Annotated in this window: 30 protein-coding genes; 24 read left to right on the forward strand and 6 right to left on the reverse strand. The window is 65.0% G+C overall.

Going from position 1 to position 26,964, the window contains the following annotated elements:
* The 20 genes from rpsS (at position 1) to FHR22_RS17820 (ending at position 10,100) form a co-directional block, all read left to right on the forward strand.
* On the forward strand, positions 1 to 276 hold the full coding sequence (rpsS, locus tag FHR22_RS17725) for a 30S ribosomal protein S19 (RefSeq protein WP_166945010.1): 276 nt from the start codon (positions 1 to 3) through the stop codon (positions 274 to 276).
* A complete protein-coding gene (rplV, locus tag FHR22_RS17730) occupies positions 276 to 656 on the forward strand; it encodes a 50S ribosomal protein L22 (RefSeq protein WP_166945011.1) in 381 nt (126 codons plus the stop codon). Before rpsS ends, rplV begins: the two co-directional genes overlap by 1 nt.
* Position 657: 1 nt before the next feature.
* A complete protein-coding gene (gene rpsC, locus FHR22_RS17735) occupies positions 658 to 1,365 on the forward strand; it encodes a 30S ribosomal protein S3 (protein WP_037515652.1) in 708 nt (235 codons plus the stop codon).
* A gap of 11 nt (positions 1,366 to 1,376) precedes the next feature.
* A complete protein-coding gene (rplP, locus tag FHR22_RS17740) occupies positions 1,377 to 1,808 on the forward strand; it encodes a 50S ribosomal protein L16 (protein WP_037515653.1) in 432 nt (143 codons plus the stop codon).
* A gap of 4 nt (positions 1,809 to 1,812) precedes the next feature.
* A complete protein-coding gene (gene rpmC, locus FHR22_RS17745; protein ID WP_166945012.1) occupies positions 1,813 to 2,016 on the forward strand; it encodes a 50S ribosomal protein L29 in 204 nt (67 codons plus the stop codon).
* A gap of 11 nt (positions 2,017 to 2,027) precedes the next feature.
* Positions 2,028 to 2,318, forward strand: a complete 291-nt coding sequence (gene rpsQ / locus FHR22_RS17750; RefSeq protein WP_137866191.1) for a 30S ribosomal protein S17 — start codon at positions 2,028 to 2,030, stop codon at positions 2,316 to 2,318.
* A gap of 58 nt (positions 2,319 to 2,376) precedes the next feature.
* On the forward strand, positions 2,377 to 2,745 hold the full coding sequence (rplN, locus tag FHR22_RS17755; protein WP_011543078.1) for a 50S ribosomal protein L14: 369 nt from the start codon (positions 2,377 to 2,379) through the stop codon (positions 2,743 to 2,745).
* 2 nt (positions 2,746 to 2,747) lie between these two features.
* Entirely contained in the window at positions 2,748 to 3,068 is a 321-nt protein-coding gene (rplX, locus tag FHR22_RS17760; protein WP_166945013.1) for a 50S ribosomal protein L24, read from the forward strand.
* Positions 3,061 to 3,639 carry a 50S ribosomal protein L5 gene (gene rplE / locus FHR22_RS17765; RefSeq protein WP_166945014.1) on the forward strand — a complete coding sequence of 193 codons (579 nt, stop codon included), beginning with the start codon at positions 3,061 to 3,063 and terminating at the stop codon, positions 3,637 to 3,639. The genes rplX and rplE overlap by 8 nt, the downstream gene beginning before the upstream one ends.
* A 51-nt stretch (positions 3,640 to 3,690) precedes the next feature.
* Complete coding sequence (rpsN, locus tag FHR22_RS17770) at positions 3,691 to 3,996, forward strand: 30S ribosomal protein S14 (RefSeq protein WP_037556379.1); 306 nt, start codon at positions 3,691 to 3,693, stop codon at positions 3,994 to 3,996.
* A 12-nt stretch (positions 3,997 to 4,008) separates the two neighbouring features.
* Positions 4,009 to 4,413, forward strand: coding sequence for a 30S ribosomal protein S8 (rpsH, locus tag FHR22_RS17775; protein ID WP_039578294.1), 405 nt, complete (start codon positions 4,009 to 4,011; stop codon positions 4,411 to 4,413).
* Positions 4,413 to 4,946 carry a 50S ribosomal protein L6 gene (gene rplF / locus FHR22_RS17780; protein ID WP_166945015.1) on the forward strand — a complete coding sequence of 178 codons (534 nt, stop codon included), beginning with the start codon at positions 4,413 to 4,415 and terminating at the stop codon, positions 4,944 to 4,946. Before rpsH ends, rplF begins: the two co-directional genes overlap by 1 nt.
* A 3-nt stretch (positions 4,947 to 4,949) precedes the next feature.
* Positions 4,950 to 5,303, forward strand: coding sequence for a 50S ribosomal protein L18 (gene rplR / locus FHR22_RS17785; protein WP_166945016.1), 354 nt, complete (start codon positions 4,950 to 4,952; stop codon positions 5,301 to 5,303).
* A 2-nt stretch (positions 5,304 to 5,305) separates the two neighbouring features.
* Positions 5,306 to 6,016 carry a 30S ribosomal protein S5 gene (gene rpsE, locus FHR22_RS17790; protein WP_166945017.1) on the forward strand — a complete coding sequence of 237 codons (711 nt, stop codon included), beginning with the start codon at positions 5,306 to 5,308 and terminating at the stop codon, positions 6,014 to 6,016.
* A 4-nt stretch (positions 6,017 to 6,020) separates the two neighbouring features.
* Positions 6,021 to 6,206 (forward strand): 50S ribosomal protein L30, encoded by a 186-nt coding sequence (gene rpmD, locus FHR22_RS17795; RefSeq protein ID WP_166945018.1) that lies wholly within the window; start codon positions 6,021 to 6,023, stop codon positions 6,204 to 6,206.
* A 7-nt stretch (positions 6,207 to 6,213) separates the two neighbouring features.
* Positions 6,214 to 6,420 (forward strand): DUF1737 domain-containing protein, encoded by a 207-nt coding sequence (locus FHR22_RS17800; protein ID WP_166945019.1) that lies wholly within the window; start codon positions 6,214 to 6,216, stop codon positions 6,418 to 6,420.
* A gap of 51 nt (positions 6,421 to 6,471) precedes the next feature.
* Entirely contained in the window at positions 6,472 to 6,996 is a 525-nt protein-coding gene (gene rplO, locus FHR22_RS17805; protein ID WP_166945020.1) for a 50S ribosomal protein L15, read from the forward strand.
* 270 nt (positions 6,997 to 7,266) lie between these two features.
* Positions 7,267 to 8,640 (forward strand): preprotein translocase subunit SecY, encoded by a 1,374-nt coding sequence (gene secY / locus FHR22_RS17810; protein WP_166945021.1) that lies wholly within the window; start codon positions 7,267 to 7,269, stop codon positions 8,638 to 8,640.
* A 46-nt stretch (positions 8,641 to 8,686) separates the two neighbouring features.
* Complete coding sequence (locus FHR22_RS17815) at positions 8,687 to 9,346, forward strand: adenylate kinase (RefSeq protein ID WP_166945022.1); 660 nt, start codon at positions 8,687 to 8,689, stop codon at positions 9,344 to 9,346.
* Between the two features lie 61 nt (positions 9,347 to 9,407).
* Positions 9,408 to 10,100, forward strand: a complete 693-nt coding sequence (locus FHR22_RS17820) for an SRPBCC family protein (RefSeq protein ID WP_166945023.1) — start codon at positions 9,408 to 9,410, stop codon at positions 10,098 to 10,100.
* 185 nt (positions 10,101 to 10,285) lie between these two features.
* Here FHR22_RS17820 and FHR22_RS17825 read toward each other — a convergent pair whose 3' ends face one another.
* Together FHR22_RS17825 and FHR22_RS17830 are read right to left on the reverse strand one after the other, a co-directional pair.
* Complete coding sequence (locus tag FHR22_RS17825; protein WP_166945024.1) at positions 10,286 to 10,816, reverse strand: YceD family protein; 531 nt, start codon at positions 10,814 to 10,816, stop codon at positions 10,286 to 10,288.
* Positions 10,813 to 11,343, reverse strand: coding sequence for a ubiquinol-cytochrome C chaperone family protein (locus FHR22_RS17830; RefSeq protein WP_166945025.1), 531 nt, complete (start codon positions 11,341 to 11,343; stop codon positions 10,813 to 10,815). The genes FHR22_RS17825 and FHR22_RS17830 overlap by 4 nt, the downstream gene beginning before the upstream one ends.
* Before the next feature lie 173 nt (positions 11,344 to 11,516).
* Here FHR22_RS17830 and FHR22_RS17835 point away from each other — a divergent pair, with 173 nt between their 5' ends.
* Complete coding sequence (locus FHR22_RS17835) at positions 11,517 to 12,002, forward strand: outer membrane protein assembly factor BamE (RefSeq protein WP_166945026.1); 486 nt, start codon at positions 11,517 to 11,519, stop codon at positions 12,000 to 12,002.
* A gap of 157 nt (positions 12,003 to 12,159) precedes the next feature.
* Here the strand turns inward: FHR22_RS17835 and FHR22_RS17840 are convergent, their stop codons facing one another.
* A complete protein-coding gene (locus FHR22_RS17840) occupies positions 12,160 to 14,424 on the reverse strand; it encodes an NADP-dependent malic enzyme (RefSeq protein WP_166945027.1) in 2,265 nt (754 codons plus the stop codon).
* A gap of 559 nt (positions 14,425 to 14,983) precedes the next feature.
* Here FHR22_RS17840 and mutS point away from each other — a divergent pair.
* The 3 genes from mutS (at position 14,984) to FHR22_RS17855 (ending at position 21,721) form a co-directional block, all read left to right on the forward strand.
* Positions 14,984 to 17,587 carry a DNA mismatch repair protein MutS gene (mutS, locus tag FHR22_RS17845; RefSeq protein WP_166945093.1) on the forward strand — a complete coding sequence of 868 codons (2,604 nt, stop codon included), beginning with the start codon at positions 14,984 to 14,986 and terminating at the stop codon, positions 17,585 to 17,587.
* Between the two features lie 143 nt (positions 17,588 to 17,730).
* On the forward strand, positions 17,731 to 20,490 hold the full coding sequence (locus tag FHR22_RS17850; RefSeq protein WP_166945028.1) for a [protein-PII] uridylyltransferase: 2,760 nt from the start codon (positions 17,731 to 17,733) through the stop codon (positions 20,488 to 20,490).
* A gap of 103 nt (positions 20,491 to 20,593) precedes the next feature.
* Positions 20,594 to 21,721 carry a dipeptidase gene (locus tag FHR22_RS17855; protein WP_166945029.1) on the forward strand — a complete coding sequence of 376 codons (1,128 nt, stop codon included), beginning with the start codon at positions 20,594 to 20,596 and terminating at the stop codon, positions 21,719 to 21,721.
* A 143-nt stretch (positions 21,722 to 21,864) separates the two neighbouring features.
* On the opposite strand, the gene pheT is transcribed toward FHR22_RS17855, so the two are convergent.
* The 3 genes from pheT to FHR22_RS17870 all read right to left on the reverse strand — a co-directional run bounded on the left by pheT (position 21,865) and on the right by FHR22_RS17870 (position 26,362).
* On the reverse strand, positions 21,865 to 24,261 hold the full coding sequence (gene pheT, locus FHR22_RS17860; protein WP_166945030.1) for a phenylalanine--tRNA ligase subunit beta: 2,397 nt from the start codon (positions 24,259 to 24,261) through the stop codon (positions 21,865 to 21,867).
* Positions 24,258 to 25,352, reverse strand: coding sequence for a phenylalanine--tRNA ligase subunit alpha (pheS, locus tag FHR22_RS17865; protein WP_166945031.1), 1,095 nt, complete (start codon positions 25,350 to 25,352; stop codon positions 24,258 to 24,260). Before pheS ends, pheT begins: the two co-directional genes overlap by 4 nt.
* A gap of 149 nt (positions 25,353 to 25,501) precedes the next feature.
* On the reverse strand, positions 25,502 to 26,362 hold the full coding sequence (locus FHR22_RS17870) for a helix-turn-helix domain-containing protein (protein WP_243853803.1): 861 nt from the start codon (positions 26,360 to 26,362) through the stop codon (positions 25,502 to 25,504).
* Positions 26,363 to 26,964 lie beyond the last annotated feature (602 nt).

Genomic DNA, 26,964 nt, shown 5'->3' on the forward strand with positions numbered 1-26,964 from the left:
ATGGCTCGCTCGGTCTGGAAAGGTCCTTTTGTCGACCTTCATCTCCTCAAGAAAGCCGAAACGGCCCAGGAAGGCAGCAGCAGTGCGCCTATCAAGACCTGGTCGCGCCGGTCCACCATCCTGCCGCAGTTCGTGGGGCTGACCTTCAACGTCTACAACGGCCGCAAGTTCGTGCCGGTGTCGGTCAATGAAGACATGGTCGGCATGAAGCTGGGTGAATTTGCGCCGACGCGCTTCTTCCCCGGCCACGCGGCGGACAAGAAGGGCAAACGCTAATGGGCAAGGAAAAGTCCCCCCGCCGCGTTGCGGATAACGAGGCGCTCTCGGTCGGCACGCAGATTCGCGGTTCGGCGCAGAAGCTGAACCTCGTTGCCGCGCTGATCCGCGGCCGCAAGGTCGAAGACGCGATGAACGTCCTCGCTTTCTCGAAGAAGGCGATGGCCGTCGATGTGCGCAAGGTTCTCGCCAGCGCCGTCGCCAACGCGGAAAACAACCACAACCTCGACGTTGATGCGCTCGTCATCAAGGAAGCCAGCGTCGGCAAGTCGATCTCGATGAAGCGCTGGCACGCTCGTGGCCGCGGCAAGTCGACCCGGATCGTCAAGCCGTTCAGCCGCATCCGCATTGTCGTGCGCGAACAGGAAGAAGAGGCGTAAGATGGGCCAGAAGAGCAATCCGATCGGCCTGCGCCTGCAGGTCAACCGCACCTGGGACAGCCGCTGGTTCGCCGAAGGCCAGGACTATGGCCGCATGCTGGTCGAGGATCTGAAGATCCGCCAATATGTGTTCAAGAACCTGCCGCAGGCCGCGATCTCGAAGGTCGTGATCGAACGTCCGGCGAAGCTGTGCCGCGTGTCGATCTATGCCGCCCGTCCGGGCGTCATCATCGGCAAGAAGGGCGCGGACATCGAAAAGCTGCGTAAGAAGCTGGGTGAACTGACGGGCAGCGACGTGTCGCTGAACATCGTCGAGATCCGCAAGCCCGAAGTCGACGCCAAGCTCGTCGGCCAGGGCATTGCCGACCAGCTCGAACGCCGCGTCGCGTTCCGCCGCGCCATGAAGCGTGCGGTTCAGTCGGCGATGCGTCTGGGCGCCGAGGGCATCCGCATCAACTGCGCCGGCCGTCTTGGCGGCGCGGAAATCGCGCGCACCGAATGGTACCGCGAAGGCCGGGTACCGTTGCACACGCTGCGCGCCAATGTCGACTATGCCGAATCGACTGCACACACCGCCTATGGCGTGTGCGGGATCAAGGTGTGGATCTTCAAGGGCGAGATTCTCGGCCACGACCCGATGGCAACCGACCGTCTGATGCTTGATGCACAGACGACCGGTGTCCGTCCGGCTCGTGAAGATCGCCGCTAAGGACTGCTGACATGCTGCAACCGAAAAAAACCAAGTTCCGCAAGGCCTTCAAGGGCCGCATCCATGGTAACGCCAAGGGTGGGACCAGCCTGAACTTCGGCTCCTACGGGCTGAAGGCGATGGAACCCGAGCGCATCACCGCGCGCCAGATCGAAGCGGCTCGCCGCGCGATCAGCCGTGCGATCAAGCGTCAGGGCCGTTTGTGGATCCGCATCTTCCCCGACGTTCCCGTATCGTCGAAGCCTGCCGAAGTCCGTATGGGTAAGGGCAAGGGTTCGCCGGAATTCTGGGCCGCGCGTGTGAAGCCGGGCCGCATCCTGTTCGAACTCGACGGCGTTCCGGGCCCCGTGGCCGCGCTGGCGTTCGAACGCGCTGCGATGAAGCTGCCGATCAAGACGAAGGTGATTGCCCGTCTCGGCGACACCTCGCATCTGGAGGGTTAAGGACATGGCCAAGACCGACGATTTCAAGGCCAAGACCGACGACCAGCTCGCCGAACAGCTTGGCGAACTGAAGCGCGAGGCGTTCAACCTTCGCTTCCAGGCGGCCACCGGCCAGCTTGAAAAAGCGTCACGCGTCAAGGAAGTGCGCCGCTCGATCGCGCGCATCAAGACGCAGCAGACCGAGCGCACGCGCTCGGCCGCGAAGTAAGGAGACTATCGATGCCGAAGCGCATATTGACCGGTACGGTGGTGTCCGACAAGGGCGACAAGACCGTCGTGGTGAAGGTTGAACGGAAGGTGAAGCACCCTCTGTACGGCAAGATCATCCGCCGCTCGAAGAAATATCACGCCCACGATGAAGACAACGCCATCAAGGCTGGCGAAACCGTCCGTATCGAGGAAACGAAACCGATTTCGAAGCTGAAGACCTGGAAGGTGCTCGACAAGGTCGACACCCACAGCAAGCCGAAGGGTTCGACCCCGGCTGCTCCCGCCGCGGCCGAAGGCTGAAGATTTTCACGGAACCGCCGGGGTATCCCGGTAGGCCAAAAAAGAAGGAAATGCATCGATGATCCAGATGCAGTCACAATTGGAAGTCGCTGACAACAGCGGTGCCAAGCGCGTCCAGTGCATCAAGGTGCTCGGCGGGTCGAAGCGTCGCACTGCCGGCGTGGGCGACGTGATCGTCGTGTCGATCAAGGAAGCCCAGCCGCGCGGCAAGGTGAAGAAGGGCGACGTCCATCGCGCCGTCATCGTCCGCACCGCGAAGGATGTGCGCCGCGCCGATGGCTCGGTCATCCGTTTCGACAGCAACGCCGCCGTGCTCGTCAACAAGAACGAGGAGCCGATCGGCACCCGCATCTTCGGCCCCGTCGTTCGCGAACTGCGCGGCCGTGGCTATATGAAGATCATCAGCCTGGCACCGGAGGTTCTCTGACCATGGGTATGGCGAAGATCAAGAAGGGCGACACGGTTGTCATCCTGTCCGGCAAGGACAAGGGCAAGACCGGCGAAGTGACGCAGAGCTTGCCGAAGGACGGCAAGGTTGTGGTCGCGGGCGTCAACATCATCACGCGGCACCGCAAGCCGAACCAGACCAACCCGCAGGGTGGTCTCGAGCGCAAGGAAGCGCCGCTGTTCGCAAGCAAGGTCGCGCTGGCCGATCCGAAGAGCGGCAAGCCGACGCGCGTGCGTTTCGAAACCAAGGACGGCAAGAAGGTGCGTGTCGCCGTGAAGTCCGGGGAGACCATCAGTGGCTGACAATTATACCCCGCGCATGCGCAAGCGCTATGACGATGTGATCGTCAAGGCGATGACCGAGAAGTTCGGTTACAAGAATGTGATGGAAGTGCCGAAGATCGACAAGATCGTGCTCAACATGGGTGTCGGCGAAGCCACGCAGGACAAGAAGAAGGTTGAATCGGCAGCTGCTGAAATGGAGCTGATCGCCGGCCAGAAGCCTGTCGTGACCAAGGCGAAGAAGTCGATCGCACAGTTCAAGCTGCGCGAAGGCATGCCGATCGGCTGCAAGGTTACCCTGCGCCGCGAACGCATGTACGAGTTCCTCGACCGGCTGATCACGATCGCCATGCCGCGCATCCGCGACTTCCGCGGCGTGTCGGCGACGAGCTTCGACGGCCGTGGCAACTATGCCATGGGCCTGAAGGAACAGATCATCTTCCCCGAGATCAACTATGACCGCATCGACACGGTGCGCGGCATGGACGTGATCGTCACCACCACCGCCCGTACGGACGACGAAGCCCGCGAACTGCTCAAGCTGTTCGGCTTCCCCTTCCCGATCGAAGCGCAGGAAAAGGAAGCCGCCTGATCCCGCAAGGGACCAGGCAGGCTCTTTCAAGAAGGAAAGAGAACTTAAGTCATGGCGAAACTGAGTTCGGTGAACAAGAACGAGCGTCGCAAGCAGCTGGTGAAGAAATATGCCGGCCGCTACGCGAAGCTGAAGGCGATTGCGGCGGACACGTCGCTCGACGATGGCGAGCGTCTGATCGCGCGCCTCAAGATGGCGGAAATCCCGCGCAACGGCAACCCGACCCGCATCCGCAACCGGTGCGAGCTGACGGGCCGTCCGCGCGCTTATTATCGCAAATTCCGGCTGTGCCGTATCCAGCTCCGCGATCTGGCCAACAAGGGCCTGATCCCCGGTGTTGTGAAGTCGAGCTGGTAAGGGACTTAACTGATGGCAATGACCGATCCCCTGGGTGATATGCTCACCCGCATCCGCAACGGCCAGACGGCGAAGAAGGACAGCGTCCTGACGCCGGCTTCGACGCTGCGTGTCCGCGTTCTCGATGTTCTCCAGCGCGAAGGCTATATCCGCGGCTACAGCGAAGAAGCGCTGGGTGCCAAGGGTCAGCACAAGGGCATCCGCATCGAGCTGAAATATTTCGAAGGCCAGCCGGCGATCCGCCACGTGGCCCGCGTTTCAAAGCCCGGCCGCCGCGTCTATTCGGGTTCGAAAGAACTTCCGATCGTGCGCAACGGCCTGGGCATCACCATCGTGTCGACCCCGCGCGGCGTCCTGTCGGACGCCGAAGCCCGCGAGCATAATGTCGGCGGCGAAGTGCTGGCGGAGGTGTTCTGATGTCGCGCATTGGTAAAAAGGCAGTTGCAATCCCGAGCGGCGTCACCGCCGCGATCGACGGCGGCCAGCTGTCGGTCAAGGGGCCCAAGGGCACGCTCGCGATGCCGCTTTCCGACAATATCAAATATGAAGTCGGCGAAGGCAGCATCTCGGTCCAGCCCGCGAATGACACCCGTGAAGCCCGCGCTTTCTGGGGCATGCAGCGCACGCTGGTGCAGAATCTGATCACCGGCGTGACCGACGGCTTTACGAAAGTCCTCGAAATCACCGGTGTCGGCTATCGCGCCAACTCGCAGGGCAAGAATCTGAAGCTGCAGCTCGGCTACAGCCATGATGTCGATTTCGCGGTGCCCGAGGGTATCGAGATCAAGACGCCGGACAATACGACGATCGAGATCAGCGGTATCGACAAGCAGCAGGTCGGCCAGGTTGCGGCGGAAATCCGCCGTTGGCGCAAGCCCGAACCCTATAAGGGCAAGGGCATCAAATATCGCGGCGAGTACATCTTCCGCAAAGAAGGCAAGAAGAAGTAAGCCATGGCACATCTCACCTCTTTCCAGAAGCGCCGTCAGCGCGTTCGTACCGCCCTTCGCCAGCGCGCCGGCGGGCGTCCGCGCCTGTCGGTGCACCGTTCGGGCCGCCACATCTATGCGCAGCTCATCGATGACGCCGCCGGCAAGACGCTGGCTGCTGCTTCGACGCTCGAAAAGGACGTGCGCGGCAAGACCGGCGCGACCACGGCAGCTGCCGCTGACGTTGGCAAGCGCCTTGCCGCTGCCGCCAAGAAGGCGGGCGTGACGCAGGTCGTGTTCGATCGCGGCGGCTTCCTGTTCCACGGGCGCATCAAAGCGCTGGCCGACGCGGCACGCGAAGGCGGATTGGAGTTCTGATTATGGCAGACGAAGTACAGAACGTCGAAGGTGCTCCCGAAGCAGCCCCCGCGCCCACCGAAGGCCAGGCTCCGCGCCGTGGTCGTGGCGGTGGTGGCGGCCGCGATGGTGGCCGTGGTGGTCGTGACGGTGGCCGTGGGCGCCGCGACGATCGTCGTCCGCGCGACGATGACGGCGGCGAAGAGCTGATTGAAAAGCTTGTCCACATCAACCGCGTCTCGAAGACGGTGAAGGGCGGCAAGCGCTTCGGTTTCGCCGCGCTCGTCGTCGTCGGCGACGGCAAGGGCCGCGCCGGCTTCGGACATGGCAAGGCACGCGAAGTGCCGGAAGCCATTTCGAAGGCGACCGCTGCCGCGAAAAAGTCGATGATCCGCGTTCCGCTGCGCGACGGCCGCACCCTGCACCATGATGGCCTCGGCCATTTCGGCGCGGGCATGGTAACCCTTCGCTCGGCGCCCGCCGGGACCGGCATCATCGCCGGCGGCCCGATGCGCGCCGTGTTCGAAAGCCTGGGCGTTGCCGACGTAGTGACCAAGTCCAATGGCACTTCGAACCCCTACAATATGATCCGCGCAACTTTCGAGGCGCTCGGCGAACAGACCAGCCCGAAGTCGGTCGCGCAGCGTCGCGGCAAGAAGGTTTCGGACCTGATCAAGCGTGGCGGTGCGTCCGACCGCGCAGCCGAGGCCGAAGCCGCGGCGGTGACGGAGTAAGACGATGGCCGACAAGAAGATCAAGATCCGCCAGATCGGCTCGCCGATCCGTCGTCCCAGCAGCCAGCGTGCGATCCTGACCGGCCTCGGCCTGGGCAAGATGCGCCGTGAGGTCGAGCTGGTCGACACCCCGGAAGTCCGCGGCATGATCCGCAAGCTTCCGCACATGGTGGAAGTTATCGAGGGTTAACCCTGCGATGAAGCTCTATCGCCTGTTGACCGGTCCCGACGACAGCGCCTTTTGTGCGCGGGTCGAGGGATTGCTCAACCGGGGGTGGCAGCTTCACGGCAACCCCTCGATCACCAGCGTCGATGGCCGCGGCTATGTCGCCCAGGCCATCGTAATGGAAAAAGCCGGAGAGTATCCCGGCTTTCAGCCGTCGAGTGAAATCGAACCGGACTAGGCCCAGCGGCTCGGTCCATAGCGCGACCAAAGCGAAAGCGAGTGCAAACACATGACTATCAAGCTTAACGAACTTCGTGACAATGATGGCGCCCGCAAGGGCCGCATGCGCGTCGGACGCGGTATTGGCTCGGGCAAGGGCAAGACCGCCGGCCGCGGCCAGAAGGGCCAGAAAGCCCGTAGCGGCGTCGCGATTAACGGCTTCGAAGGCGGTCAGATGCCGCTCCACATGCGGATCCCGAAGCGCGGCTTCAACAATATTTTCGGCAAGGACTTCGCGATCGTCAATCTGGGCATGATCCAGAAGCTGGTCGATGCGAAGAAGCTCGACGCCAAGGCTGTGATCGATCACGCGGCGCTCAAGGCCGTCGGCGTTGCTCGCGGCGGCAAGGACGGCGTCCGCCTCCTCGCCAAGGGTGAATTTACCGCGAAGCTGAATTTTGCCGTTGCCGGCGCGTCGAAGGGCGCGATCGAAGCGGTCGAAAAGGCCGGCGGCAAGGTGGAACTGCCCGAACCCAAGACCGATGCGCCCGAAGGCAAGAAAGCCAAGCGCCGGGCGGCCGCCAAGGCGGAATGATTTGACGAAGGGCGGTTCTTAAGGAGCCGCCCTTTGTCGTTAGGCGAGCATTATTCCCGTTCGTGTCGAGCGAAGTCGAGACACCTATCGGGGTGGCACAAGGTCGAGGGGCATCTGGACTTCGCTCGATGCGAACGGACAGTGAAAGCAGCACCCGAAATCAACCTGCCGCTTAAGTAAGGCCTTTCCCCTTGCGCTTCGACTGTTGCGAACGCACATAGGCGCCGGGTCGCGGGGGGCGCGGTCCGGAAAAATCCGAGGATAATACCCATGGCCTCACGCGCCGACCAGCTTGCTTCCAATCTGAATTTCTCGAAATTCGGCCAGGCGACCGAACTCAAGCGGCGTATCTGGTTCACGATCGGCGCGCTGATCGTTTTCCGCTTCCTGTCGTTCGTGCCGCTGCCCGGCGTCGATCCGGTTGCGCTGTCGCGGCTTTATGACCAGGCGGCCACGGGGGGCATCCTCGATATCTTCAACACCTTCTCGGGCGGTAGCCTCGAGCGCATGAGTATCATCGCGCTCGGTGTCATGCCCTATATCACGGCGTCGATCGTCGTACAGCTCGCCTCGGCGCTGTCTCCCAGCCTTGCCGCCCTCAAGAAAGAGGGCGAGAGCGGACGCAAGAAGCTCAACCAATATACGCGCTACGGCACCGTCGCGCTGACCGCGATCCAAGGCTATTTCATCGCCGTTGGCCTTGAAAACCTCGGCCAGAGCCAGGGCATCGCGGCGGTCGTCGACCCCGGTATGCTGTTCCGCATCGGCGCGGTCATCAGCATCGTCGGCGGCACCTTGTTCCTGATGTGGCTCGGCGAACAGATCACCAGCCGCGGCATCGGCAACGGCGTGTCGCTGATCATCATGGCGGGCATCCTCGCGCAGTTGCCGCGCAGCTTCGGGCAGATGTTCACGCAGGTCCGCGAAGGATCGATGGGCGGCGGTACGATCGTCGCCGTCATCGGCGGCGCGATCGCGATCATCGCCTTCATCAGCTTCATGGAACGCGCGCAGCGCCGCGTGCTCGTCCAATATCCGAAACGCGCCACCGCGCGCGGCGTGATGCAAGCGGACCGCAGCCACCTGCCCTTGAAGGTCAACACCGCGGGCGTGATCCCGCCGATCTTCGCTTCGTCGCTGCTCCTGATGCCGCTCACCGTCACGCAGATGATGGGCAATAATGTGAAGGGCGACACCGCGACCGGTGACTTCCTGATCACGCTCAACCAGTATCTCGCGCACGGCCAGCCGCTCTACATGGCGCTCTATGCCGCGGGCATCATCTTCTTCTGCTTCTTCTACGTCGCGGTCGTCTTCAACCCCGAGGAAACCGCCGACAATCTGAAGCGTCAGAATGGCTTCATCCCCGGCATCCGCCCGGGCAAGAACACCGCAGCCTATCTCGACCATGTGCTGACGCGCATCACCGTGCTCGGTGCGGCCTATCTCGCGGCGATCTGCCTTGTCCCCGAATATTTCATCGCCGGATCGGGGCTCCCGTTCCAGCTCGGCGGTACCAGCCTGCTGATCATCGTCAACGTGACGATCGATACGATCAGCCAGATCCAGAGCCACATGCTCGCGCATCAATATGGCGACCTGATCAAGAAGGCCAAATTGAAGGGCGGCGTTGCGCGGCGTTGATCGCCAAGCTACGGCATCCCGCGACAGGGCAACAACAGGGGCTTCCATGACGCTCAATATCATTTTGCTTGGTCCGCCGGGCGCGGGCAAGGGTACGCAGGCGTCGCGCCTCGAGGACGAGCATGGCATGGTCCAGCTGTCGACCGGCGACATGCTGCGCGCCGCGGTCAAGGCGGGCACGCCGATCGGCCTTCAGGCGAAAGCGGTGATGGATGCGGGTGAGCTCGTTTCGGACGCGATTGTTTCCGGCCTCATCGGCGAACGGCTCGACGAACTCGGCGGCGACACTTCGGTGATCTTCGACGGCTATCCGCGTACCGCAGCGCAGGCTGCATCGCTCGACGACATCTTGAGTGCACGTAGTCGCAAGCTTGACCATGTCATCGAACTGAGGGTCGAAGAGGATGCGCTGGTCGACCGCATCACCGGCCGCTTCTCGTGCGCTAAATGCGGTGAAGGCTATCACGACCGCTACAAGCTGCCGAAGGTCGCCGATACTTGCGACGCCTGCGGCAGCCATGAGTTCAAGCGCCGTCCCGACGACAATGAGGAAACCGTGCGCACCCGCATGGCCGAATATCGCGCCAAGACCGCGCCGATCCTGCCGATTTACGAAGCGCGCGGCATCGTGACCCATGTCGACGGCATGGCGCCGATCGACGAGGTCAACGACGCGATCGAAACGATCCTCGCCACCGCCGGCTGAATCGGCCCTCTGGCTACTGTCCCGGTCGCCCGCTATGCTGGGTGGCAAAGGGGGCAGGGGCATGCGTTTCAGAATCTATATGGTCGCCGCGCTTTCGCTCGCAGCGCTCGGTGCGGCGCCTGCTGGTGCCAAGGTGATCGACCAGAGCGAACTCGGTTTTACCGTCGCGCATACGGCGCAGGTCGCGGCGACCCCCGCCGATGTGTGGAAGATGCTTCGCACCCCCGACAAATGGTGGTCGAAAGAGCATAGCTGGTCGGGCGACGCCGCGAATTTCTGGCTCGATTCGCAGGCCGGGGGCTGTTTCTGCGAGAAATTACCCGATACGGGATCGGGCCTCGGTAGCGTCCAGCACGCGCGCATCATCTTCGCCAAGCCGAACCAGATGCTGCGCCTGTCGGGCGCTTTCGGCCCATTGCAGGGCGAGGCGCTGACCGGCGCGCTGACGATCCAGATCAAGGAAACCCCGACCGGATCGGCGATCCGTTTCGATTATGTTGTCGGCGGCTATATGCGCTTCAAGGTCGGCGACATCGCGCCCGCAGTCGACGGGGTGATCGGCGAACAACTTGCCGGCCTTGCCAAGGCGCTGGGCGGTGCGTTGCCGCCGTCGCGAGATGAAAAACGGGGGCCGGACGAAGGGACGAAAAAATCTGAGCATGGGGCCAAGCCGACGCTGGCGGACGAAGGACCAGGGCTCGACGATGTCGCCGCTGATCTTGCGAGAGACGATGAGGGGGTGGCACCGCGTTAGAATGCTGTCCTTTCTTTCAGAGGAAGGGATAGCCGGCTTTGGAGTGGGGAGCTGGCATTAATTACCCCTCCCGCCTGCGGGAGGGGTAATGAACGGCCGCTATCGGCCGTTAACAGACATTTCTGTCGCGGGTTTGCAATGTCCCGGGGAGGTTTCCAGCACAGCAGAACGGCGCCAGGCGCCGGTTACGATGCTGGTTTGACGCGCAGCTTGGCGAGTGCGGCGAAAGGCCCCGCCGCCTCTTCGCTCAGCACGCCCTTTTCAGCGAGGACACGGTCGGCGTCGGGATGGCGCGGAAAGGGATCGAGTCCGAGCGACAAGGTCTGGACCGCCGCTTCGCCAAGATCGATGCGATCGCCCTCAAGCAGCAATATGTCGCAATCCTCGCTGCTGATCTCGACCTCTTCTTCCTCTTCGGCGACGGCGTGAATGTCGCGCAGGAAGCGCAGGTCGAAGCTTTCGGCAAGCTTTGCCGGCACCGGCAGATCGGTCGCCGCGCAGCGTTGCACCAGTTCGGCGCGCACCTCGCCGCGCGCGGCAATCCCGCCCGCGATGGTCCGCACTTCGGCCGTGACGGCAAAGAGGTTGAGTTCAATCAGCTCGAGCCGCTTTGCGATACGCGCGCGCGCCGCAGCGTCGGCCTCGATTGCAATCGCCTTGCCGTGCGCGGCATCGGCGAGCGTGATGATATGCGAATATTCGGGGCCGGCGTTCAAGCGGGCGCTCCGGGGAGGCGGTCGGCGATAATCAACTGATCGACGGCTATCGTAGCAAGCGCCGCGCGCTGCGCGGCGACGGCGGACAGGATATGCGCCAGATGTTCTTTGCCCGGCGCTTGGCCGCGCCACAGGTTGCGAATGAGCGCGGCGCGAAGCGCATCCGAGCCGTCGGCCGCCTTATACGCGCCCAGCCGGCCGCCGAGCGCGCCGACCATCCGCCCAATCTGCTTGCCGACGACCATGTCGCCGAACCCGATCTGGCGCATCTGCCCGTCCATGTCCGATACGAACAATTCGGTGAGTTCGACGCCTGCGCGCACTGCGGCGGGATCCTCGTCGATACGATGAAGGACGAGTGCGAGGATCAGGCTGACCATGTCGAAACGCCCGTCAAGCGTGTCGGGGACCCCGCCCTCCTGATACCAGTGCGGCTGGCGTGCGGCGGTGACGACGGCATTCCAGAGCGGGCGACGTGCCTCGCGCGGATCGGGATCGGGCTTGAAGAGTTTGCGGATCGAAAACATGTGCCTCGCTTAGGCGCATTCGGCGTGCCGGAAAAGGGCCCCCGGTCAGCTTCCGGCAAGCTTTGCCGCGGCATAAGCTGCTTGTGCGCCGCCCGTGCTTGCGGTTAAGAGGCGCGAGAGCATGTGCGGCCGCTGCGAAAGGCAGGCGGGCTGGCGCAACGGAGATTGTTTGAATGCCGAATTTCATGCCCAAGCTTCCCGCCTCGCGTGCGCGCATGGTCGCCCTCGGACTGATCGTCGCGCTGACCGCGAGCGGATGCACGCAAATGAAGGGCCGGCAGGGCTATGTCGTCGATCCGGTGCTGACGCAGGCGATCACCCCCGGCGTCGACAACCGCGAATCGGTGGAAAAGACGCTCGGGCGTCCGACCTTCGTCGGGCAGTTCAGCAACAACGAATATTATTATGTCTCGCGCGAAACGCGGCAGCTGGCCTTTGCCAACCCGCGCCCGGTCTCGCAGCAGGTGCTGCGCGTCCGTTTCGACCCCGCGGGCAATGTTGCAGCGGTCGATCGCACCGGGCTCGAACTCGTCAGCAAGATCAATCCCAATGGCGACAAGACACCGACGCTGGGACGTCATCGTAGCTTCTTCGAGGATATCTTTGGCAATATCGGCGCCGTTGGCGCGCCGGGCGCCGGGGCGCCTCCGGGGCAGTGAATCCATCGTCGCCCCCGCGAAGGCGGGGCCGCTGGCAAATTTGCGCTACATCGATAGCGGCTAGTTAAGGGTTGGACATGCCTCCGGCATGTCCAAGGATTGTCCGGGAGATAATCCGACCCTTCACTCCTGCGCCGGGGCGACGACTTTCTTTTGTCTATTGCGCGATTCCGCCCGCCGCGAGCACCGCGAGCGTGACGAGGTCCGATGCGGTCGACGCCATCGTCGCGACCTGCACCGGCTTTTCCATGCCGACGAGCATCGGACCGATCACCGCGCCACCGCCGAGTTCGCGCAGCAGTTTTGCTGACAGATTGGCCGATTGCAGCCCGGGCATGACGAGGACGTTGGCGGGCCCCGACAGGCGGCAGAAGGGGTAATTTTTCATCACCTTCTCGTTGAGCGCGACGTCGGGGGCCATTTCGCCTTCATATTCGAAGCCCGGATTGCGCTCGTCGAGGATCGACACCGCCTCGCGGATATTGTCGAGCCACGATCCCGGCGGGTTGCCGAAGGTCGAGTAGGACAGGAAAGCGACGCGCGGTTCGTGCCCCATGCGCCGCGCGACCTGCGCGGTGCGTTCGGCGATGTCGGCGAGCATCTCGGCGGTCGGCCGTTCGTTCACCGTCGTGTCGGACATGAAGATGGTATGATGCTGGTCGACGAGGACATGGATGCCGAACGGCGTCTTGCCCTCCGCATGGTCGATCACCCGCCGGACTTCGCGCATGGATTGGGAGTAGGTGCGGGTTGTGCCTGTGATCATCGCATCGGCGAGGCCGAGTTTGAGGAGCAGCGAGCCGAAAATGTTGCGGTCGCGGTTGACCATGCGTTCGATGTCGCGGCGGAGGTAACCGCGGCGTTGCAGCCGTTCGTACAGCATTTCCACCATTTGCGGCACATGCGGCGAATTGACGCTGTTATGCACTTCGAAGCTCTCGGCATCGGCAACGCCCATCGCGCGCAATTTGTCGTGCAGCCCTTCGCGCCCGACGAGCACCGGAATGCCGTAACCGCCGTCGCGGAACTGGATCGCGGCGCGCAGCACGACTTCCTCTTCGCCCTCGGCAAAGACGACGCGCTTCGGGTTCGACCGCGCGGCTTCATAGGCGAGCGTCAGCACCGAGGTCGTCGGGTTGAGCCGCGCGCGCAGGCGGGTGCGATAGGCATCGAGATCCTCGATCGGCCGCTGTGCGACGCCGGTCTTCATCGCCGCCTCGGCCACCGCGGCGGGGACGATTTCCATGAGGCGCGGGTCGAAGGGGGAGGGGATGATATATTCGGGGCCAAAGCTCGACGCACGGCCGCCATAGGCCGCGGCGACTTCCTCGGGCACCTGCTGGCGCGCGAGGTCGGCGATGGCGTATGCTGCCGCGATCTTCATCTCTTCGTTGATCGCGGTGGCATGGACGTCGAGCGCGCCGCGGAAGATGAAGGGGAAGCAGAGGACGTTGTTGACCTGGTTGGGGTAGTCGGAGCGCCCGGTCGCGATGATCGCGTCGGGCCGCGCCGCGCGCGCATCGGGGGGCGAGATTTCGGGGTCGGGGTTCGCCATCGCGAAGATGATCGGCGCCGGCGCCATGTCCTTGACCATCTCGGGCTTCAGCGCGCCCGCCGCCGAGAGGCCAAGGAAGACGTCGGCGCCGACGAGCGCCTGCGTCAGGTCGCGCGCTTCGGTCGGCACCGCATGCGCCGACTTCCACTGGTCCATACCCTCGGTGCGGCCCTGGTAGATCGTGCCCTTGCGGTCGCACATGATGACATTTTCGTGCCGCACGCCCATCGCCTTGATCAGCGCGGTGCAGGCGATCGCCGCCGCGCCGGCACCGTTGACGACGACCTTGACCGTCGCGAGGTCGCGCCCGGTCAGGTGGCAGGCGTTGATCAGCCCGGCGGCGGTGATGATCGCGGTGCCATGCTGGTCGTCATGGAACACCGGGATGTTCATTTTCTCTTTCAACGCCTGTTCGATGATGAAGCAGTTCGGCGCTGCGATATCCTCGAGATTGATGCCGCCGAAGCTCGGTTCGAGCAGCGCGACGGCGTCGATGAACGCCTGCGGGTCTTCGGTGTCGACTTCGAGGTCGATCGAATCGACGTCGGCGAAGCGCTTGAACAGCACCGCCTTGCCCTCCATCACCGGCTTCGAGGCGAGCGCGCCGAGGTTGCCGAGGCCGAGGATCGCGGTGCCATTCGAGATCACCGCAACCAGATTGCCCTTGATCGTATAATCATAGGCCTTGGCGGGATCGGCGGCGATCGCGTTGACCGGAACGGCGACACCGGGCGAATAGGCAAGGCTGAGGTCGCGCTGCGTCGCCATCGGCTTCGATGCGACGATCTCGATTTTCCCGGGCCGGCCATATTCGTGGTAGAGCAGGGCCTCGCGGTCGGAAAACTGCACCTTGCTGCCACTATCCATCGTCTATCCTCTCATCTGATTCATAAGACGCGCGCCCGAAATCATTCCTAGCGGCAGTTCCGGCACCGCCGAAACCAAAATCCACACCGGTCCATGCGCTATGGCTTACCCCCAGGAACATTAATCCCCTAGCGTCACCCGGGCCGATTGTAACCGGCAATATGTGTCGATTTGGCGATTCTGTCCGTGGCCATGCCGTGACGGGAATGGCTGTTTTTGGGTGGTTACGGAGGCAATCTAAAACCGTCGCCCCCGCGAAGGCGGGGGCCGCTGGCAGCCTTGCACTAGGCCGATGACGGCCCCCGCCTTCGCGGGGGCGACGAATTAAAAAGGGCGGCTCGCCACCCCGATGCTGCACTCCTCTTTTGAACTTGCGAAAGTTATGATTGCCCGACGGTGAATCCCCAACCGCCTGCCGAATGACGAATAGTAAGGGCTGATCCCTTGTCATGCGGCCCCCGATCACTAAGCAGGGCGAATGCCCGTAACCGCCCCGAAACCTGCCAACAGCAACGCCGCTCCCGCCGCCCGTCTCGCCGCCCACCCCGCCGCGACGCCGATGATGGCGCAATATTGGTCGCTGAAGGAAAAAGCGGGCGATTGCCTGCTTTTCTATCGCATGGGCGATTTCTTCGAACTCTTCTTCGACGACGCCAAGGCTGCGGCGGCGACGCTCGACATCGCGCTGACCGCGCGCGGCGAACATGGCGGTGAGCCGGTGCCGATGTGCGGCGTCCCCGTCCATGCCGCCGAATCCTATCTCGCGCGGCTGATCCGCGCCGGCCACCGCGTCGCGATCGCCGAACAGATCGAAAGCCCCGCCGAGGCCAAGGCGCGCGGCGGGTCGAAGGCGCTGGTGGCGCGGGCGATCGTGCGTTTCGTGACCGCGGGCACGCTGACCGAGGAAAGCCTGCTCGAAGGGCGGAGCGCCAACCGGCTCGCGGCGCTTGCCGAAGTCGGCAGCGAAGGCGTGGTCGCGATCGCCGCCGCCGATATTTCGACCGGGCGGTTCGAAGTCGTCGCGGTGCGCCGCGAGGCGGTCGACGCCGAACTGGCGCGGCTCGCGCCGTCCGAACTGCTGGTCAGCGATGCAGCGGAGGATGCGCCGACATGGAGCGCGCGGCAGCTTGTCCGCCGTCCGGCGAGCGACTTTGCGAGCACCGCGGGGCAGAAGCGGCTCGAGGCGCTGTTCGGGGTCCAGACGCTCGACGGTTTCGGCAATTTCTCGCGCGGCGAAATCGCGGCGATGGGGGCGATTGCCGCCTATCTCGACCATGTCGGGACCGGTTCGGCGGTGTTCCTCCAGCCGCCGCTGCGCGTCGCGGCGCCGGACCGTATGGCGATCGACGCGGCGACGCGCGAGAGCCTGGAGCTTGTCCGTACGATGGCGGGCGCACGCGAGGGCAGCCTGCTTGGCACGATCGACCGCACGGTGACCGCCGCGGGGGCGCGGCTGCTCGCCGACGACCTTGCGAGCCCGCTGACCGACAAGGCGGCGATTCTCGACCGGCTCGACCTGGTCGACAGCCTGGCGCGCGATGCGCTGTGGCGCGGCGAGTTGCGCGCGACCTTGCGTGCGTTGCCCGATGCCGGGCGTGCGCTCGGCCGCCTTGTCGCCGGACGCGGCGGGCCGCGCGATCTGGCGCAATTGCGCGACGCGCTTGGCGGGGCGCGGCTGTTGCGCGAGCGGCTGGCGCGGCGCGCCGACCTGCCGCCCTTGCTCGCGCGGCTGCTGCCGGGGCTCGACGGCCATGGCGCGCTCGTCGACGAACTGACCCGCGCGCTGATCGAAACCCCGCCGGTCGATGCCGCGCAGGGCGGCTATGTCGCCGAAGGTTATGATGCCGCGCTCGACGCGCTGCGCGAGACCGCGCGCGACGGGCGGAAAGCGATCGCGGTGCTCGAGGCGGGCTATCGCGACCGCACCGGCATCGCCTCGCTGAAGATCCGTCACAATGGCGTGCTCGGCTATCATGTCGAGGTGCCCGCGAAGCATGCCGACGCGCTGATGGCGCCCGAATCGGGCTTTACCCATCGCCAGACGCTTGCCGGGGTCGTCCGCTTCAACTCGTCCGACCTCCACGAGGCGGCGAGCCGGGTGACGCAGGCGGGGGTGCATGCGCTCGCCGCCGAGATGGCGCATCTCGAAACGCTGACCGAGCAGGCGACCGAGCGGCGCGAGGCGATTGCCGCATCGTGCGACGTGCTGGCGCGGATCGACGTCGCCGCGGCGCTCGCCGATCATGCGATGAGCCACAATTGGTGCCGCCCCGACCTTGCCGACGAACCCTGTCTCGACGTGACCGGCGGGCGGCATCCGGTGGTCGAGGCGGCGCTGGCGAAATCGGCCGAACGCTTCGTTCCCAACGATGTGTCGCTGTCGCAGGCCGACCGGTTGTGGCTCGTCACCGGCCCCAATATGGGCGGTAAATCGACCTTTCTGCGCCAGAATGCGCTGATCGTCGTGCTGGCGCAGGCGGGTGGTTTCGTCCCCGCGGCGTCGGCGAAGCTCGGGCTTGTCGACCGGTTGTTCAGCCGCGTCGGGGCGAGCGACAATCTGGCGCGCGGGCGGTCGACCTTCATGGTCGAAATGGTCGAGACCGCGGCGATCCTGGCGCAGGCGACGCCGCAAAGCTTCGTCATCCTCGACGAGGTCGGGCGCGGCACATCGACCTACGACGGGCTGGCGCTCGCCTGGTCGGTGGTCGAGGCGGTGCATGAGGTCAACCAGTGCCGCTGCCTGTTCGCAACCCATTATCACGAGCTGACGCGGCTCGCCGAAACGCTGAATGCGCTGTCGCTTCATCATGTCCGGGCGCGCGAATGGCAGGGCGATCTGGTGCTGCTCCACGAAGTTGCCGAGGGCCCTGCTGATCGCAGCTATGGCCTGGCGGTGGCGCGGCTCGCGGGGGTGCCGGCGGGGGTGGTCAAGCGCGCCGAGGCGGTGCTCGCGAAGCTGGAGGCGGGGCGCGAGGCGACCGGCGGGCTCGCGGCCGGGCTCGACGACCTGCCGCTTTTCGCGGCGACGCTCGCCGCGGCGCCGGCGGCGGTGAAGGATGCGCTGCGCGAGGCGTTGGGGGCGATCGATCCCGACGCGCTGGCGCCGCGCGAGGCGCTCGATGCGCTCTATGGGCTCAAGCGGATTTTGGCGGACGAGGGGTAGATGATGATTTCGCTGTCCTTATTCCTCATGCGCCGTGCCCCTGCGAAGGCAGGGCCCCATCTCCCACCGTGGCGATACACCACGAGCGGCTATGGAAAACGACAGCGCAGGCGATGGGCCCCTGCCTTCGCAGGGGCACGGTGATGAGCGAGCTGTTCGACAATCTCGATCAGCGCCGCGCGATCATCGACCGGCGGGCGCTCGCAGGGCGGCTCGATGATATCGCCGAGGAGAGCAAGGATAATGGCACGCGCCGCCGCGCGATGGTGGCGCTGCTCAAGGAGGCACTCGACAAGGGGCGCGTGGAAATCGAGCGCCGATTGCTCGAACATCCCTCGTCGGGGCGGATCGCGGCGAGTGCGACGGCGTTCCTGATCGACCAGATCATCCGCCTCAGCCATGATTTCACCGTCGGCCATCTGTATCCGTCGGGCAATCGTTCGGCGGGCGAACGGATCACGCTGATCGCGGTCGGCGGCTATGGCCGCGGCGAAATGGCGCCGCACAGCGACATCGACATCGGCTTTCTCACCCCGTTCAAGCAGACGAGCTGGACCGAACAGGTGATCGAGGCGCAGCTCTACACCTTGTGGGACCTCGGGCTGAAGGTCGGCCATTCGAGCCGGTCGATCGACGAGATGGTACGCGCTGCGAAGGACGATCTGACAATTCGTACCGCGCTGCTCGAGGGGCGTTTCATCTGGGGCGACCGTGACCTCTATGATCAAGCGTCGGCGCGCTTCGATGCCGAAGTCGTCGCGGGCAATGCCCGCGCCTTCGTCGCCGACAAGCTCGCCGAGCGCGATGAGCGGCATAAGAGGATGGGCGATTCGCGCTATGTCGTCGAACCCAATGTGAAGGAAGGGAAGGGGGGGCTGCGCGACCTCCACACCCTGTTCTGGATCGGCAAATTCATCCACCGGGTACGCACGGTGCCCGAACTCGTCGATGCCGGGTTGCTATCGGGACGCGAACTGCGCCAGTTCGCGCGCGCCGAAAACTTCCTGCTCGCGGTACGATGTCATCTGCATGTTCTCGCCGGGCGCGCCGAGGACCGGCTGACCTTTGATTTCCAGCCCGAAATCGCGCGCCGGATGCAGTTCGCCGACCGGCCGGGGAAGAGCGCGGTCGAGCGCTTCATGCAGCTCTATTTCCTCCATGCGAAAAGCGTCGGCGACGTCACCGGTACCTTTCTGGCGCATCTCGACGACCAGCTTGCGGCGCGCGGACGGCGTTTCCTGCCGTCGATCCGGCGGCGGCCGGGCAAGCTCAACGGCTTTGTGCTCGACCGCGGCCGGCTGGCGTTGCCGAGCGACGATTTCTTCCAGACCGACCCGGTGCGGCTCATCGAGATTTTCGCGCTCGCCGACAAGCATGGCCTTGAAATCCATCCGCAGGCGATGCGGCAGGCGCGCCACGACGCGAAGCTGATCGACGCGCGCGGGGTGCGCCGCGTGGCGCGCGCGAACGAACTGTTTCTCGACGTGCTGACCAGCCCGCGCGATCCCGAAACGGTGCTGCGCTGGATGAACGAGGCGGGGGTGTTCGGCCGCTTTGTTCCCGATTTCGGCCGTGTCGTCGCGCAGATGCAGTTCGACATGTATCATCATTATACGGTCGACGAGCATACGATCCGCGCGATCGGCCTGCTCGCCGACATCGAGCAGGACCGGTTGAAGGATGATCACCCGCTGTCGAGCGTGATCATGAAGCAGGTCCAGTCGCGGCGCGTCATCTATTGCGCGGTGCTGCTGCACGACATCGCCAAGGGGCGCGGCGGCGACCATAGCGTGCTCGGCGCCGAACTGGCGCTCAGGGTCTGTCCGCGGCTGGGGCTGTCGCCGGCCGAGACCGAGACGGTGTCGTGGCTGGTGCGTTACCACCTGCTGATGTCGGCGACCGCGTTCAAGCGCGACCTTGCCGATTTCAAGACGATCCTCGATTTCGCCGGGCAGGTGCAGTCGCCCGAGCGGCTGCGGCTGCTGCTGGTGCTGACGGTGGTCGATATTCGCGCGGTCGGGCCCGGGGTCTGGAACAGCTGGAAGCGCCAGCTGCTGACCGAATTATTCGATGCGGCCGAAGAAGTGCTGCGCCTCGGCCACAAGCAGAAGGGCCGCGAATCGCGGATCGAGGGCAAGAAGGAAGCGGTCGCGGCGCTGCTCCGGCTCGACGAAAAATCCTTCGCGAAGCTCGCGCGGCGGCTGCCCGAAAGCTATTGGATCGCCGAGTCGGTCGAGGTGATCGCCGCCAATCTGATCCATATCCAGCAGGCCGGAAACACGCCGCTGCATATCGCCGCGGTGCCCGACGACGATCGCGGCGCGACGCTGGTGATGGTGCTCGCCGCCGACCATCCGGGGCTCTTCTATCGCATCGCGGGCGGCATCCATCTGGCCGGCGGCAATATCATCGACGCGCGCATCCACACGACGCGCGACGGGCTGGCGCTCGATAATTTCCTTGTCCAGGATCCGCTCGGGCGGCCGTTTGCGGAGGCCGAGCAGATCGTCCGGCTGACCCGCGCGATCGAGGATGCGCTCGCCAACCGCCACCGGCTGCTGCCGAAGCTTGAGGCGCGGGCGCTGCCGCGGACGCGCGCCGAGGCGTTTCGCGTCGTCCCCAATGTCTTCGTCGACAACAAGGCGTCGAACCGCTTCACGGTGATCGAGGTCAATGCGCAGGATCGGCCGGCGCTGCTCAACCAGCTTGCCTATGCATTGTTCCAGTCGAAGGTGACGGTGCATTCGGCGCATGTCGCGACCTATGGCGAGCGCGCGGTCGACACCTTTTACGTCACCGACCTGATCGGCGACAAGATCGACAGCGCGGCGCGGGTGAAGTCGCTCGAAAAACGCCTGCTCGAGGCCGCGACGAGCCAGAGCGAGGAGGCGGTGGCGGCGTGAAGCGATAGCTTTTCTGGCCATCCAGCCCAGTTTTTCTGCGCGTTGACCTTCTTCAGCGAGAGATTTAGCCACGCTGGCGATAAGTAAAATCGAGGAGGGTCGAATGTCGGATTTCTCACGTCGCCAGATCGTCGGCGGCGCCATCGCGGCCGCCGCCGCGGCGCCGTTCATCAGCCGGCCGGTGCGTGCGGAAAGCGCCGCCTATCCGCCGCGCACCTATCCGAAGCGGGTGGTCGACCTGGTGAACGAGGCGCTGGTCATCGACATGCTGCACCCGATTAAGATCGACGAGGGTCCAGCGCCGATGACCGACAAGCTCGCCGAGGAATATCGGACGAGCGGGCTCAACGCGATCCTCCAGGGCGTCGGCATCCGCGACCCCGAGGCGCGCGACCAGGTCTTGTCCTATTACGCGCTGTGGGGCCATTATGTGCAGGTCAACAGCCATGTCTTCACCGGCGTCGACAAGATGGCCGACATCGTCCGCGCCAAGCGTGACGGCAAGGTCGCGGTGATCATGGGGATGCAGAATGCGGACCATTTCCAGAAGGTCGAGGACGTCGAATTTTTCTACAAGCTCGGCCAGCGCGTGTCGCAGCTGACCTATAATTGGCAGAACCGCCTCGGTTCGGGTTCGACCGAGCGCGTCGATGGCGGCATCACCGATTATGGCGTGTCGATCATCGAGGCGATGAACAAGGTCGGCATGCTGATCGACGTGTCGCACAGCGGCGACAGGACGACGCTCGACGCCATCGAGCTGTCGCCGAAGCCGATCGCGGTCACCCACAGCAACTGCCGCGCGCTTAACAACCATCCGCGGCTCAAGACCGACGAGGCGATCAAGGCGCTCGCCGCGAAGGGCGGCGTGTTCGGCATCGCCGGGGTGCGCAATTTCGTGACCGCGCAGGAACCGACGACCTTGCCGAACATCGTCGATCATATCGACCATGCGGTAAAGCTGGTCGGGATCGAGCATGTCGGGATCGGCAGTGACCTCGACAATCATGGCTATGACGACATGCCGCCCGAATTGCAGAAGGCGATGAAGGGGATGCTGAAGGCGAGCTACGCCTGGCGCGACAAGATCGACACCGACGGCTTCGACCATCCGCGGCGGATTTACGACCTGACCGAGGAACTGATGCGGCGGGGCTATTCGAACGACAATATCAAGGCGATCCTCGGCGGCAACTTCCAGCGCCTGCTGACCGCGACCTGGGGCGGGTAGACCGAAAATTATAGAAATAATAACCGCGTGCTCCCGCGAAGGCGGGAGCCCATCACCGATCGGTGCGATTTTGAAACGGCGGGAGATGGGTCCCCGCCTGCGCGGGGGCACACGCAGTTAGGGTCGCGCATGGAAGAGGCCGCTTACCCCCGCAGCACCGCCCCCAGCTTCGCCGCCGCCGCGACCACCTTGTCGGCGATCGCCTTCAGATCGGCATCGGCAAAGCTTTTTTCCAGCGGCTGCAATTCGACCTCGATCGCCAGGCTGACCTGACCTTCGGGCACGCCCTGACCCGCGAAGCGGTCGAACAGCCGGGCGCCGGTGATGCTCGCCTTGTCGGCGCTGCGGATTGTGCGCACCAGATCGGCGGCGGCCAGCGTTTCGGGAGCGAGGAAGGCGAAGTCGCGGCGGACCGATTGCAGCGCGGGCGGGGTGAAGGCCGTGCGTGCCGGGCCGCTGGCGCGTTTCGCGGGGATGGCGTCGAGAAAGATCTGCACCGCCATAACGGGGCCGTCGACGTCGAAGATACGCGTCAGCGAGGGGTGGAGGGCGCCAAATTCGGCGAGCACCGCCTTGGGACCGAGGCGCAGCGTCGCCGACTGGCCGGGATGCCAGATGGGGCCGTCGGCAACAGCGTCCATCACCTGCAGCCGTTCGGCGGGGGCGCCCGCGGCTTCGAGCAGCGCGAGCGCCGCCGCCTTGGCGTCGAACGCATCGAAGGGCGCGGTCTTGCCCGCCTGCCAGTCGCGCGCGCGCTTGTCGCCCGCCATCAGCAGGGCGAGCGTCGGATGCTCGGCATCGGCGAGATAGCGGCGGCCGATTTCGAACAGACGGATGCTGCCCGCGCCGCGATGCTGGTTGCGCTGCGCCGCGGCGAGCAGGCCGGGAAGGAGCGAGGGCCGCATGACCTTCAGATCCTCGCTGATCGGATTGGCCAGCGTCCACACGCCGCCCCCGAAGGGTGCGGCTTCGCGCTCGCTGACGAACGACCAGGTCACCGCTTCGTGGAAGCCCGACGCGGCCGCGGCGCGGCGCAGGCGGCGTTCGAGGAGCTGGTCGGGCGTCGCGGTGGGTTTGGCGACCCCGTCAATACGCGGCAGCGGGGTCGAGGGGATGGCGTCGAAGCCGTGGATGCGGGTGACTTCCTCGACCACATCGGCGGGGCCGTCCATGTCGCGGCGCCAGCTCGGCACCGCGATCTGCCAATGCGCGCCCTGTTCGATCACGCCGAAGCCGAGCGCGGCGAGAATGTCGCGCTGGCGGCCGGGGGCGATCGCGATGCCGCCGAGCGTTTCGGCGCGCGCCGGATCATAGTCGATATGGTGCGTCGCGACGGGCGGGGTTCCGGCGCGCGTGATCGCCGAGGGAGTGCCGCCGCAGGTCGCGAGGACATGGCCGGTCACGATCGCGGTCGCATCGTCGAGGAAGGCGGGGTCGACGCCGCGTTCGAAGCGGCTGCGCGCGTCGCTGGTCAGGGCGAGCGCCTGACCCGTCAGCGCGATGCGTTCGGGGGTGAAATAGGCGATTTCGACCAGCACGTCGGTCGTCGTCTCGCTGCACCCGCTATGTTCGCCGCCCATGATGCCGGCGATGTCGTGGACGCCGCTGTCGTCGGCGATGACGGTCATCGTGTCGCTGAGCCTATATTCCTTGCCGTTGAGCGCGGTGACGGTCTCGCCGTCCGCCGCGCGCCGCGCGACGAGCGCGCCGGTCAGCCTGGCGCGGTCATAGATATGGCTCGGGCGGCCGAGGTCGAACATCACGTAATTGCTGATGTCGACGAGCGCCGAGATCGAGCGCTGGCCGACCGCTTCGAGGCGGCGGCGCATCCATTCGGGCGCGGTGCCGTTGGCGACGCCGCTGATCGTGCGGCCGTAGAAAGCGGGGCAACCCTCGCTGTCCTGTGTCGCGATGGCGGTCGCGGGGGCGCCTTCGCCAGCGATCGTCGGGACGTCGAGCGGTTTCAGCGTACCGAGCCCGGCGGCGGCAAGGTCGCGCGCGATCCCGCGCACACCCATGCAATCCTGCCGGTTCGGGGTGATGGAAATATCGACCACCGGGTCGTTCGCGCCGGCATAGTCGGCGAAAGGCGTGCCGACGGGGGCGTCGGCGGGCAGTTCGATGATCCCGTCATGGTCGTCGCCAAGCTCGAGCTCGCGCGTCGAACACATCATGCCGTTCGATTCGACGCCGCGTACCGCCGCGACCTTCAGTTCCATGCCGTTCGCCGGCACGACCGCGCCGGGCAGGCCGAGCACGCCGACCAAGCCGGCGCGCGCGTTGGGGGCGCCGCAGACGACGGTGAGCGGCGCGCCGGCGTTGATTTCTGGGCCGGCCTCGACGGTGAGCACCTGCAGCTTGTCGGCCTGCGGATGTTTCTCGGCGGTGAGCACGCGCGCGACGCGGAAACCGGCGAGTTTCTCGGCCGGATTCTCGACGCCTTCGACTTCATGGCCGATGCGATTGAGGGTGGCGACGACATCGGCGACGGTGAAGTCGCCAGCCAGATGTTCGCGGAGCCAGTCGAGGGTGATCTTCATGCCGAAATCCCACCGCTGAGCGTCGGGACCGACAGCGCGTTGAAACCATAATGGGCGAGCCACCTGAGGTCGCCGTCGAAGAAGGCGCGCAGGTCGTCCATGCCATATTTCAGCATCGCGAGCCGGTCGACGCCGACGCCGAAGGCGAAGCCTTGCCATTCGTTCGGATCGAGCCCGCAATTGGCGATCACGCGCGCGTTGACCATGCCGCTGCCGAGGAGTTCCATCCAGGCATGGCCTTCGGTGTCGCCATGGCCGCCGACGATGCGGCGGCCCTTTTCCTGTTTATAACCGACATCGACCTCGGCCGAGGGTTCGGTGAAGGGGAAATAGCTGGGGCGCAGCCGCAATACGATGTCGTCGCGTTCGAAATAGGCCTTGAGGAAGGTTTCGAGCGTCCACTTCAGATGACCCATATGGATGCCGCGGTCGATGACGAGGCCTTCGATCTGATGGAACATCGGGGTGTGCGTCGCGTCGCTGTCGCTGCGATAGACGCGCCCCGGCGCGATGATGCGGATCGGCGGTTCCTGCGCCATCATGGTGCGGATCTGCACCGGCGAGGTGTGGGTGCGCAGCAGCATCGCGCGGCCTTCTTCGTCCTGGTCGGGGAAATAGAAGGTGTCGTGCATCGCGCGCGCGGGGTGCGTTTCGGGGATGTTGAGCGCGGTGAAATTGCGCCAGTCGTCCTCGATCTCCGGGCCCGTCGCGACGGCAAAGCCCATGTCGGCGAAGATTTCGGCGAGTTCGTCCATGACCTGGCTGACCGGGTGGATGCTGCCCTGCGGCGCGGCGTCGGCGGGCAGCGTCATGTCGAGGCGCTCGCTGGCGAGCTTGGCTTCGAGCACCGCAGCGTCGAGCCTGTCCTTGCGCGCCGCGATCGCGGCGGTCACCGCTTCGCGCAAGCCGTGGATCTGCGGGCCCTGCGCCTGACGTTCCTCCGGCGTCATGCCGCCGAGTGTTTTCAAGAGCGCGGTGATGGTTCCGGCCTTGCCCAGCGCCGCGACGCGCAGCGCCTCGAGCGCGTCGGGATCGGCCGCTGCCGAAATCTCGCCCACCAGCCGGGCTTGCATGGCCTCAATATCGCTCATCGTCATTCGTCCTGTTCCGGCGCACATGTCGCCGCCGGCCTGTCTGTTCGGTTGCTTTACGGATCGGGCGGCTGCCCGCGCGTCGCCAAGCCTGCCGCTTGCACCGAACCCGCGGCGCGGGTCAAGCCTTCAGGCGGCGGGACCCCGCTTCATACCGGCTTGTGCAGCCCTTGAACGGCCGCTCCGGCGGCGGCGGCGCGGGCGAAGGCGGCGGCGCCGAGGATCGGTTTGGGCCGCGCCGCATAATCGCGCGGGCTCATCCCCATGAACCGGCGAAAATCGCGGGTGAATTGCGCCTGGTCGTAATATTGGTGATCGAGCGTATCGATCCACGCCATCGAAGGGTCGAGCATGAAGCGGCCGAGCGAGCGCAGGAAGCGCTGGCGGCGGAGCAGCAATTTGGGTGGAAAGCCGAAGGCGCGGCGGCTCAGCCGCTCGACCGAGCGTTCGGACAGCGCCAGTTTTGCGGCCAGATCGGCGACGCTGTTGAGGTCGTCGTCGACGAGCGCGCGGTGTGCCGCGAGAATCGCCGGATCGTCGCGCGGCGCCCCGGCGAGCAGGCCGATCAGATGGGCGTCGATCATCGCGGCGGCGGCGTCGATATCGTTCGCGCGGCGCAGTTTTTCCGCCAGGGGGGCAAAGCCGGCGAAGGCCGGATGGCTGCCGCCGTCGCAAAAGCGGTCGGCGAGCTCTTCGGCCGGAAGCGCGAAATATTTGGCCCAGCCGGCGGGCAGGATGCCGATACCCCAGGTGCGCATATTGCCCGCGGAAAAATAGCTGGCCTGGCTGGTCGGCCCGGTCGCGACGAACGACGGGACCGCGGTGATCGGGCCGCCGCCGATGCTCGCCAGCGGGGCGTCGCCGTCGATAAAGCGCATGTTCGCCCATTCGGGATGCAGATAATCCTCGACCCGCGTACCGGGCGGCACCGCGATCTCGGTCAGATAGATGGTGCTGACATAGGGCTGCAGCGCCGCCGACAGCGGAAAGAAACGCGTCATGATCTGCATGCCGGCCCCCTTCCGTCTGCAATGACGTCATGACCTTTGCGGTCGGCGGCGACAAAAAACAATAACCTAAGCCAGTTTTGTGTCGGGTTTGTACAATTTTTCCCTGATTTGGGGCGGCATATGTCGCGACAGGAAATCTTCCGCCGGCCGTAAGCTTTCTGCGACCCACGGCGAACCGGTTCGGAGGGAGGGGGGCGATGCTTGCATCGTCGGAACGGCGCGGGGCCCTGGCCTTCGCGCCGTTCCTGTTTTTGCGGAGTGGGCGGTATGGCGGCTTTGGGGTGGGGACGTTCTCAATGTTTGTCATTCCCGCGAAAGCGGAACCCAGAGCGTGCGTTAGCTGGCCCATCCCTGGATTCCCGCTTTCGCGGGAATGACAAAGATAGTGGCAACGTCAGACCTTGGCCGTTTGCTCGCTCCCTTCGTCATCCCGGGCTTGACCCGGGATCCCGCTTTCTTTGGGGCACCAGCAGTTTTCGAGGTCAAGCGGGACCCCGGATCAAGTCCGGGGTGACGGTAATGGGAACGACAGGAACCGGCCGTCAGCAGACCTTTCCTGCCCCAACGAAAAAGGGCGGCCCCGCCGGGACCGCCCTTGTTTC

This window comes from Sphingopyxis panaciterrae, from assembly GCF_011762125.1.
Lineage (GTDB): Bacteria > Pseudomonadota > Alphaproteobacteria > Sphingomonadales > Sphingomonadaceae > Sphingopyxis > Sphingopyxis panaciterrae.

Excerpts from the sequence above, each read along its gene's own strand:
- rpsS (WP_166945010.1), top strand. The coding sequence starts at position 1 with ATGGCTCGCTCGGTCTGGAAAGGTCCTTTTGTCGACCTTCATCTCCTC.
- rplV (WP_166945011.1), top strand. The coding sequence starts at position 276 with ATGGGCAAGGAAAAGTCCCCCCGCCGCGTTGCGGATAACGAGGCGCTC.
- rpsC (WP_037515652.1), top strand. The coding sequence starts at position 658 with ATGGGCCAGAAGAGCAATCCGATCGGCCTGCGCCTGCAGGTCAACCGC.
- rplP (WP_037515653.1), top strand. The coding sequence starts at position 1,377 with ATGCTGCAACCGAAAAAAACCAAGTTCCGCAAGGCCTTCAAGGGCCGC.
- rpmC (WP_166945012.1), top strand. The coding sequence starts at position 1,813 with ATGGCCAAGACCGACGATTTCAAGGCCAAGACCGACGACCAGCTCGCC.
- rpsQ (WP_137866191.1), top strand. The coding sequence starts at position 2,028 with ATGCCGAAGCGCATATTGACCGGTACGGTGGTGTCCGACAAGGGCGAC.
- rplN (WP_011543078.1), top strand. The coding sequence starts at position 2,377 with ATGATCCAGATGCAGTCACAATTGGAAGTCGCTGACAACAGCGGTGCC.
- rplX (WP_166945013.1), top strand. The coding sequence starts at position 2,748 with ATGGGTATGGCGAAGATCAAGAAGGGCGACACGGTTGTCATCCTGTCC.
- rpsN (WP_037556379.1), top strand. The coding sequence starts at position 3,691 with ATGGCGAAACTGAGTTCGGTGAACAAGAACGAGCGTCGCAAGCAGCTG.
- rpsH (WP_039578294.1), top strand. The coding sequence starts at position 4,009 with ATGGCAATGACCGATCCCCTGGGTGATATGCTCACCCGCATCCGCAAC.
- rplF (WP_166945015.1), top strand. The coding sequence starts at position 4,413 with ATGTCGCGCATTGGTAAAAAGGCAGTTGCAATCCCGAGCGGCGTCACC.
- rplR (WP_166945016.1), top strand. The coding sequence starts at position 4,950 with ATGGCACATCTCACCTCTTTCCAGAAGCGCCGTCAGCGCGTTCGTACC.
- rpsE (WP_166945017.1), top strand. The coding sequence starts at position 5,306 with ATGGCAGACGAAGTACAGAACGTCGAAGGTGCTCCCGAAGCAGCCCCC.
- rpmD (WP_166945018.1), top strand. The coding sequence starts at position 6,021 with ATGGCCGACAAGAAGATCAAGATCCGCCAGATCGGCTCGCCGATCCGT.
- FHR22_RS17800 (WP_166945019.1), top strand. The coding sequence starts at position 6,214 with ATGAAGCTCTATCGCCTGTTGACCGGTCCCGACGACAGCGCCTTTTGT.
- rplO (WP_166945020.1), top strand. The coding sequence starts at position 6,472 with ATGACTATCAAGCTTAACGAACTTCGTGACAATGATGGCGCCCGCAAG.
- secY (WP_166945021.1), top strand. The coding sequence starts at position 7,267 with ATGGCCTCACGCGCCGACCAGCTTGCTTCCAATCTGAATTTCTCGAAA.
- FHR22_RS17815 (WP_166945022.1), top strand. The coding sequence starts at position 8,687 with ATGACGCTCAATATCATTTTGCTTGGTCCGCCGGGCGCGGGCAAGGGT.
- FHR22_RS17820 (WP_166945023.1), top strand. The coding sequence starts at position 9,408 with ATGCGTTTCAGAATCTATATGGTCGCCGCGCTTTCGCTCGCAGCGCTC.
- FHR22_RS17830 (WP_166945025.1), bottom strand. The coding sequence starts at position 11,343 with ATGTTTTCGATCCGCAAACTCTTCAAGCCCGATCCCGATCCGCGCGAG.
- FHR22_RS17835 (WP_166945026.1), top strand. The coding sequence starts at position 11,517 with ATGCCGAATTTCATGCCCAAGCTTCCCGCCTCGCGTGCGCGCATGGTC.
- FHR22_RS17840 (WP_166945027.1), bottom strand. The coding sequence starts at position 14,424 with ATGGATAGTGGCAGCAAGGTGCAGTTTTCCGACCGCGAGGCCCTGCTC.
- mutS (WP_166945093.1), top strand. The coding sequence starts at position 14,984 with ATGATGGCGCAATATTGGTCGCTGAAGGAAAAAGCGGGCGATTGCCTG.
- FHR22_RS17850 (WP_166945028.1), top strand. The coding sequence starts at position 17,731 with ATGAGCGAGCTGTTCGACAATCTCGATCAGCGCCGCGCGATCATCGAC.
- FHR22_RS17855 (WP_166945029.1), top strand. The coding sequence starts at position 20,594 with ATGTCGGATTTCTCACGTCGCCAGATCGTCGGCGGCGCCATCGCGGCC.
- pheT (WP_166945030.1), bottom strand. The coding sequence starts at position 24,261 with ATGAAGATCACCCTCGACTGGCTCCGCGAACATCTGGCTGGCGACTTC.
- pheS (WP_166945031.1), bottom strand. The coding sequence starts at position 25,352 with ATGAGCGATATTGAGGCCATGCAAGCCCGGCTGGTGGGCGAGATTTCG.
- FHR22_RS17870 (WP_243853803.1), bottom strand. The coding sequence starts at position 26,362 with ATGCAGATCATGACGCGTTTCTTTCCGCTGTCGGCGGCGCTGCAGCCC.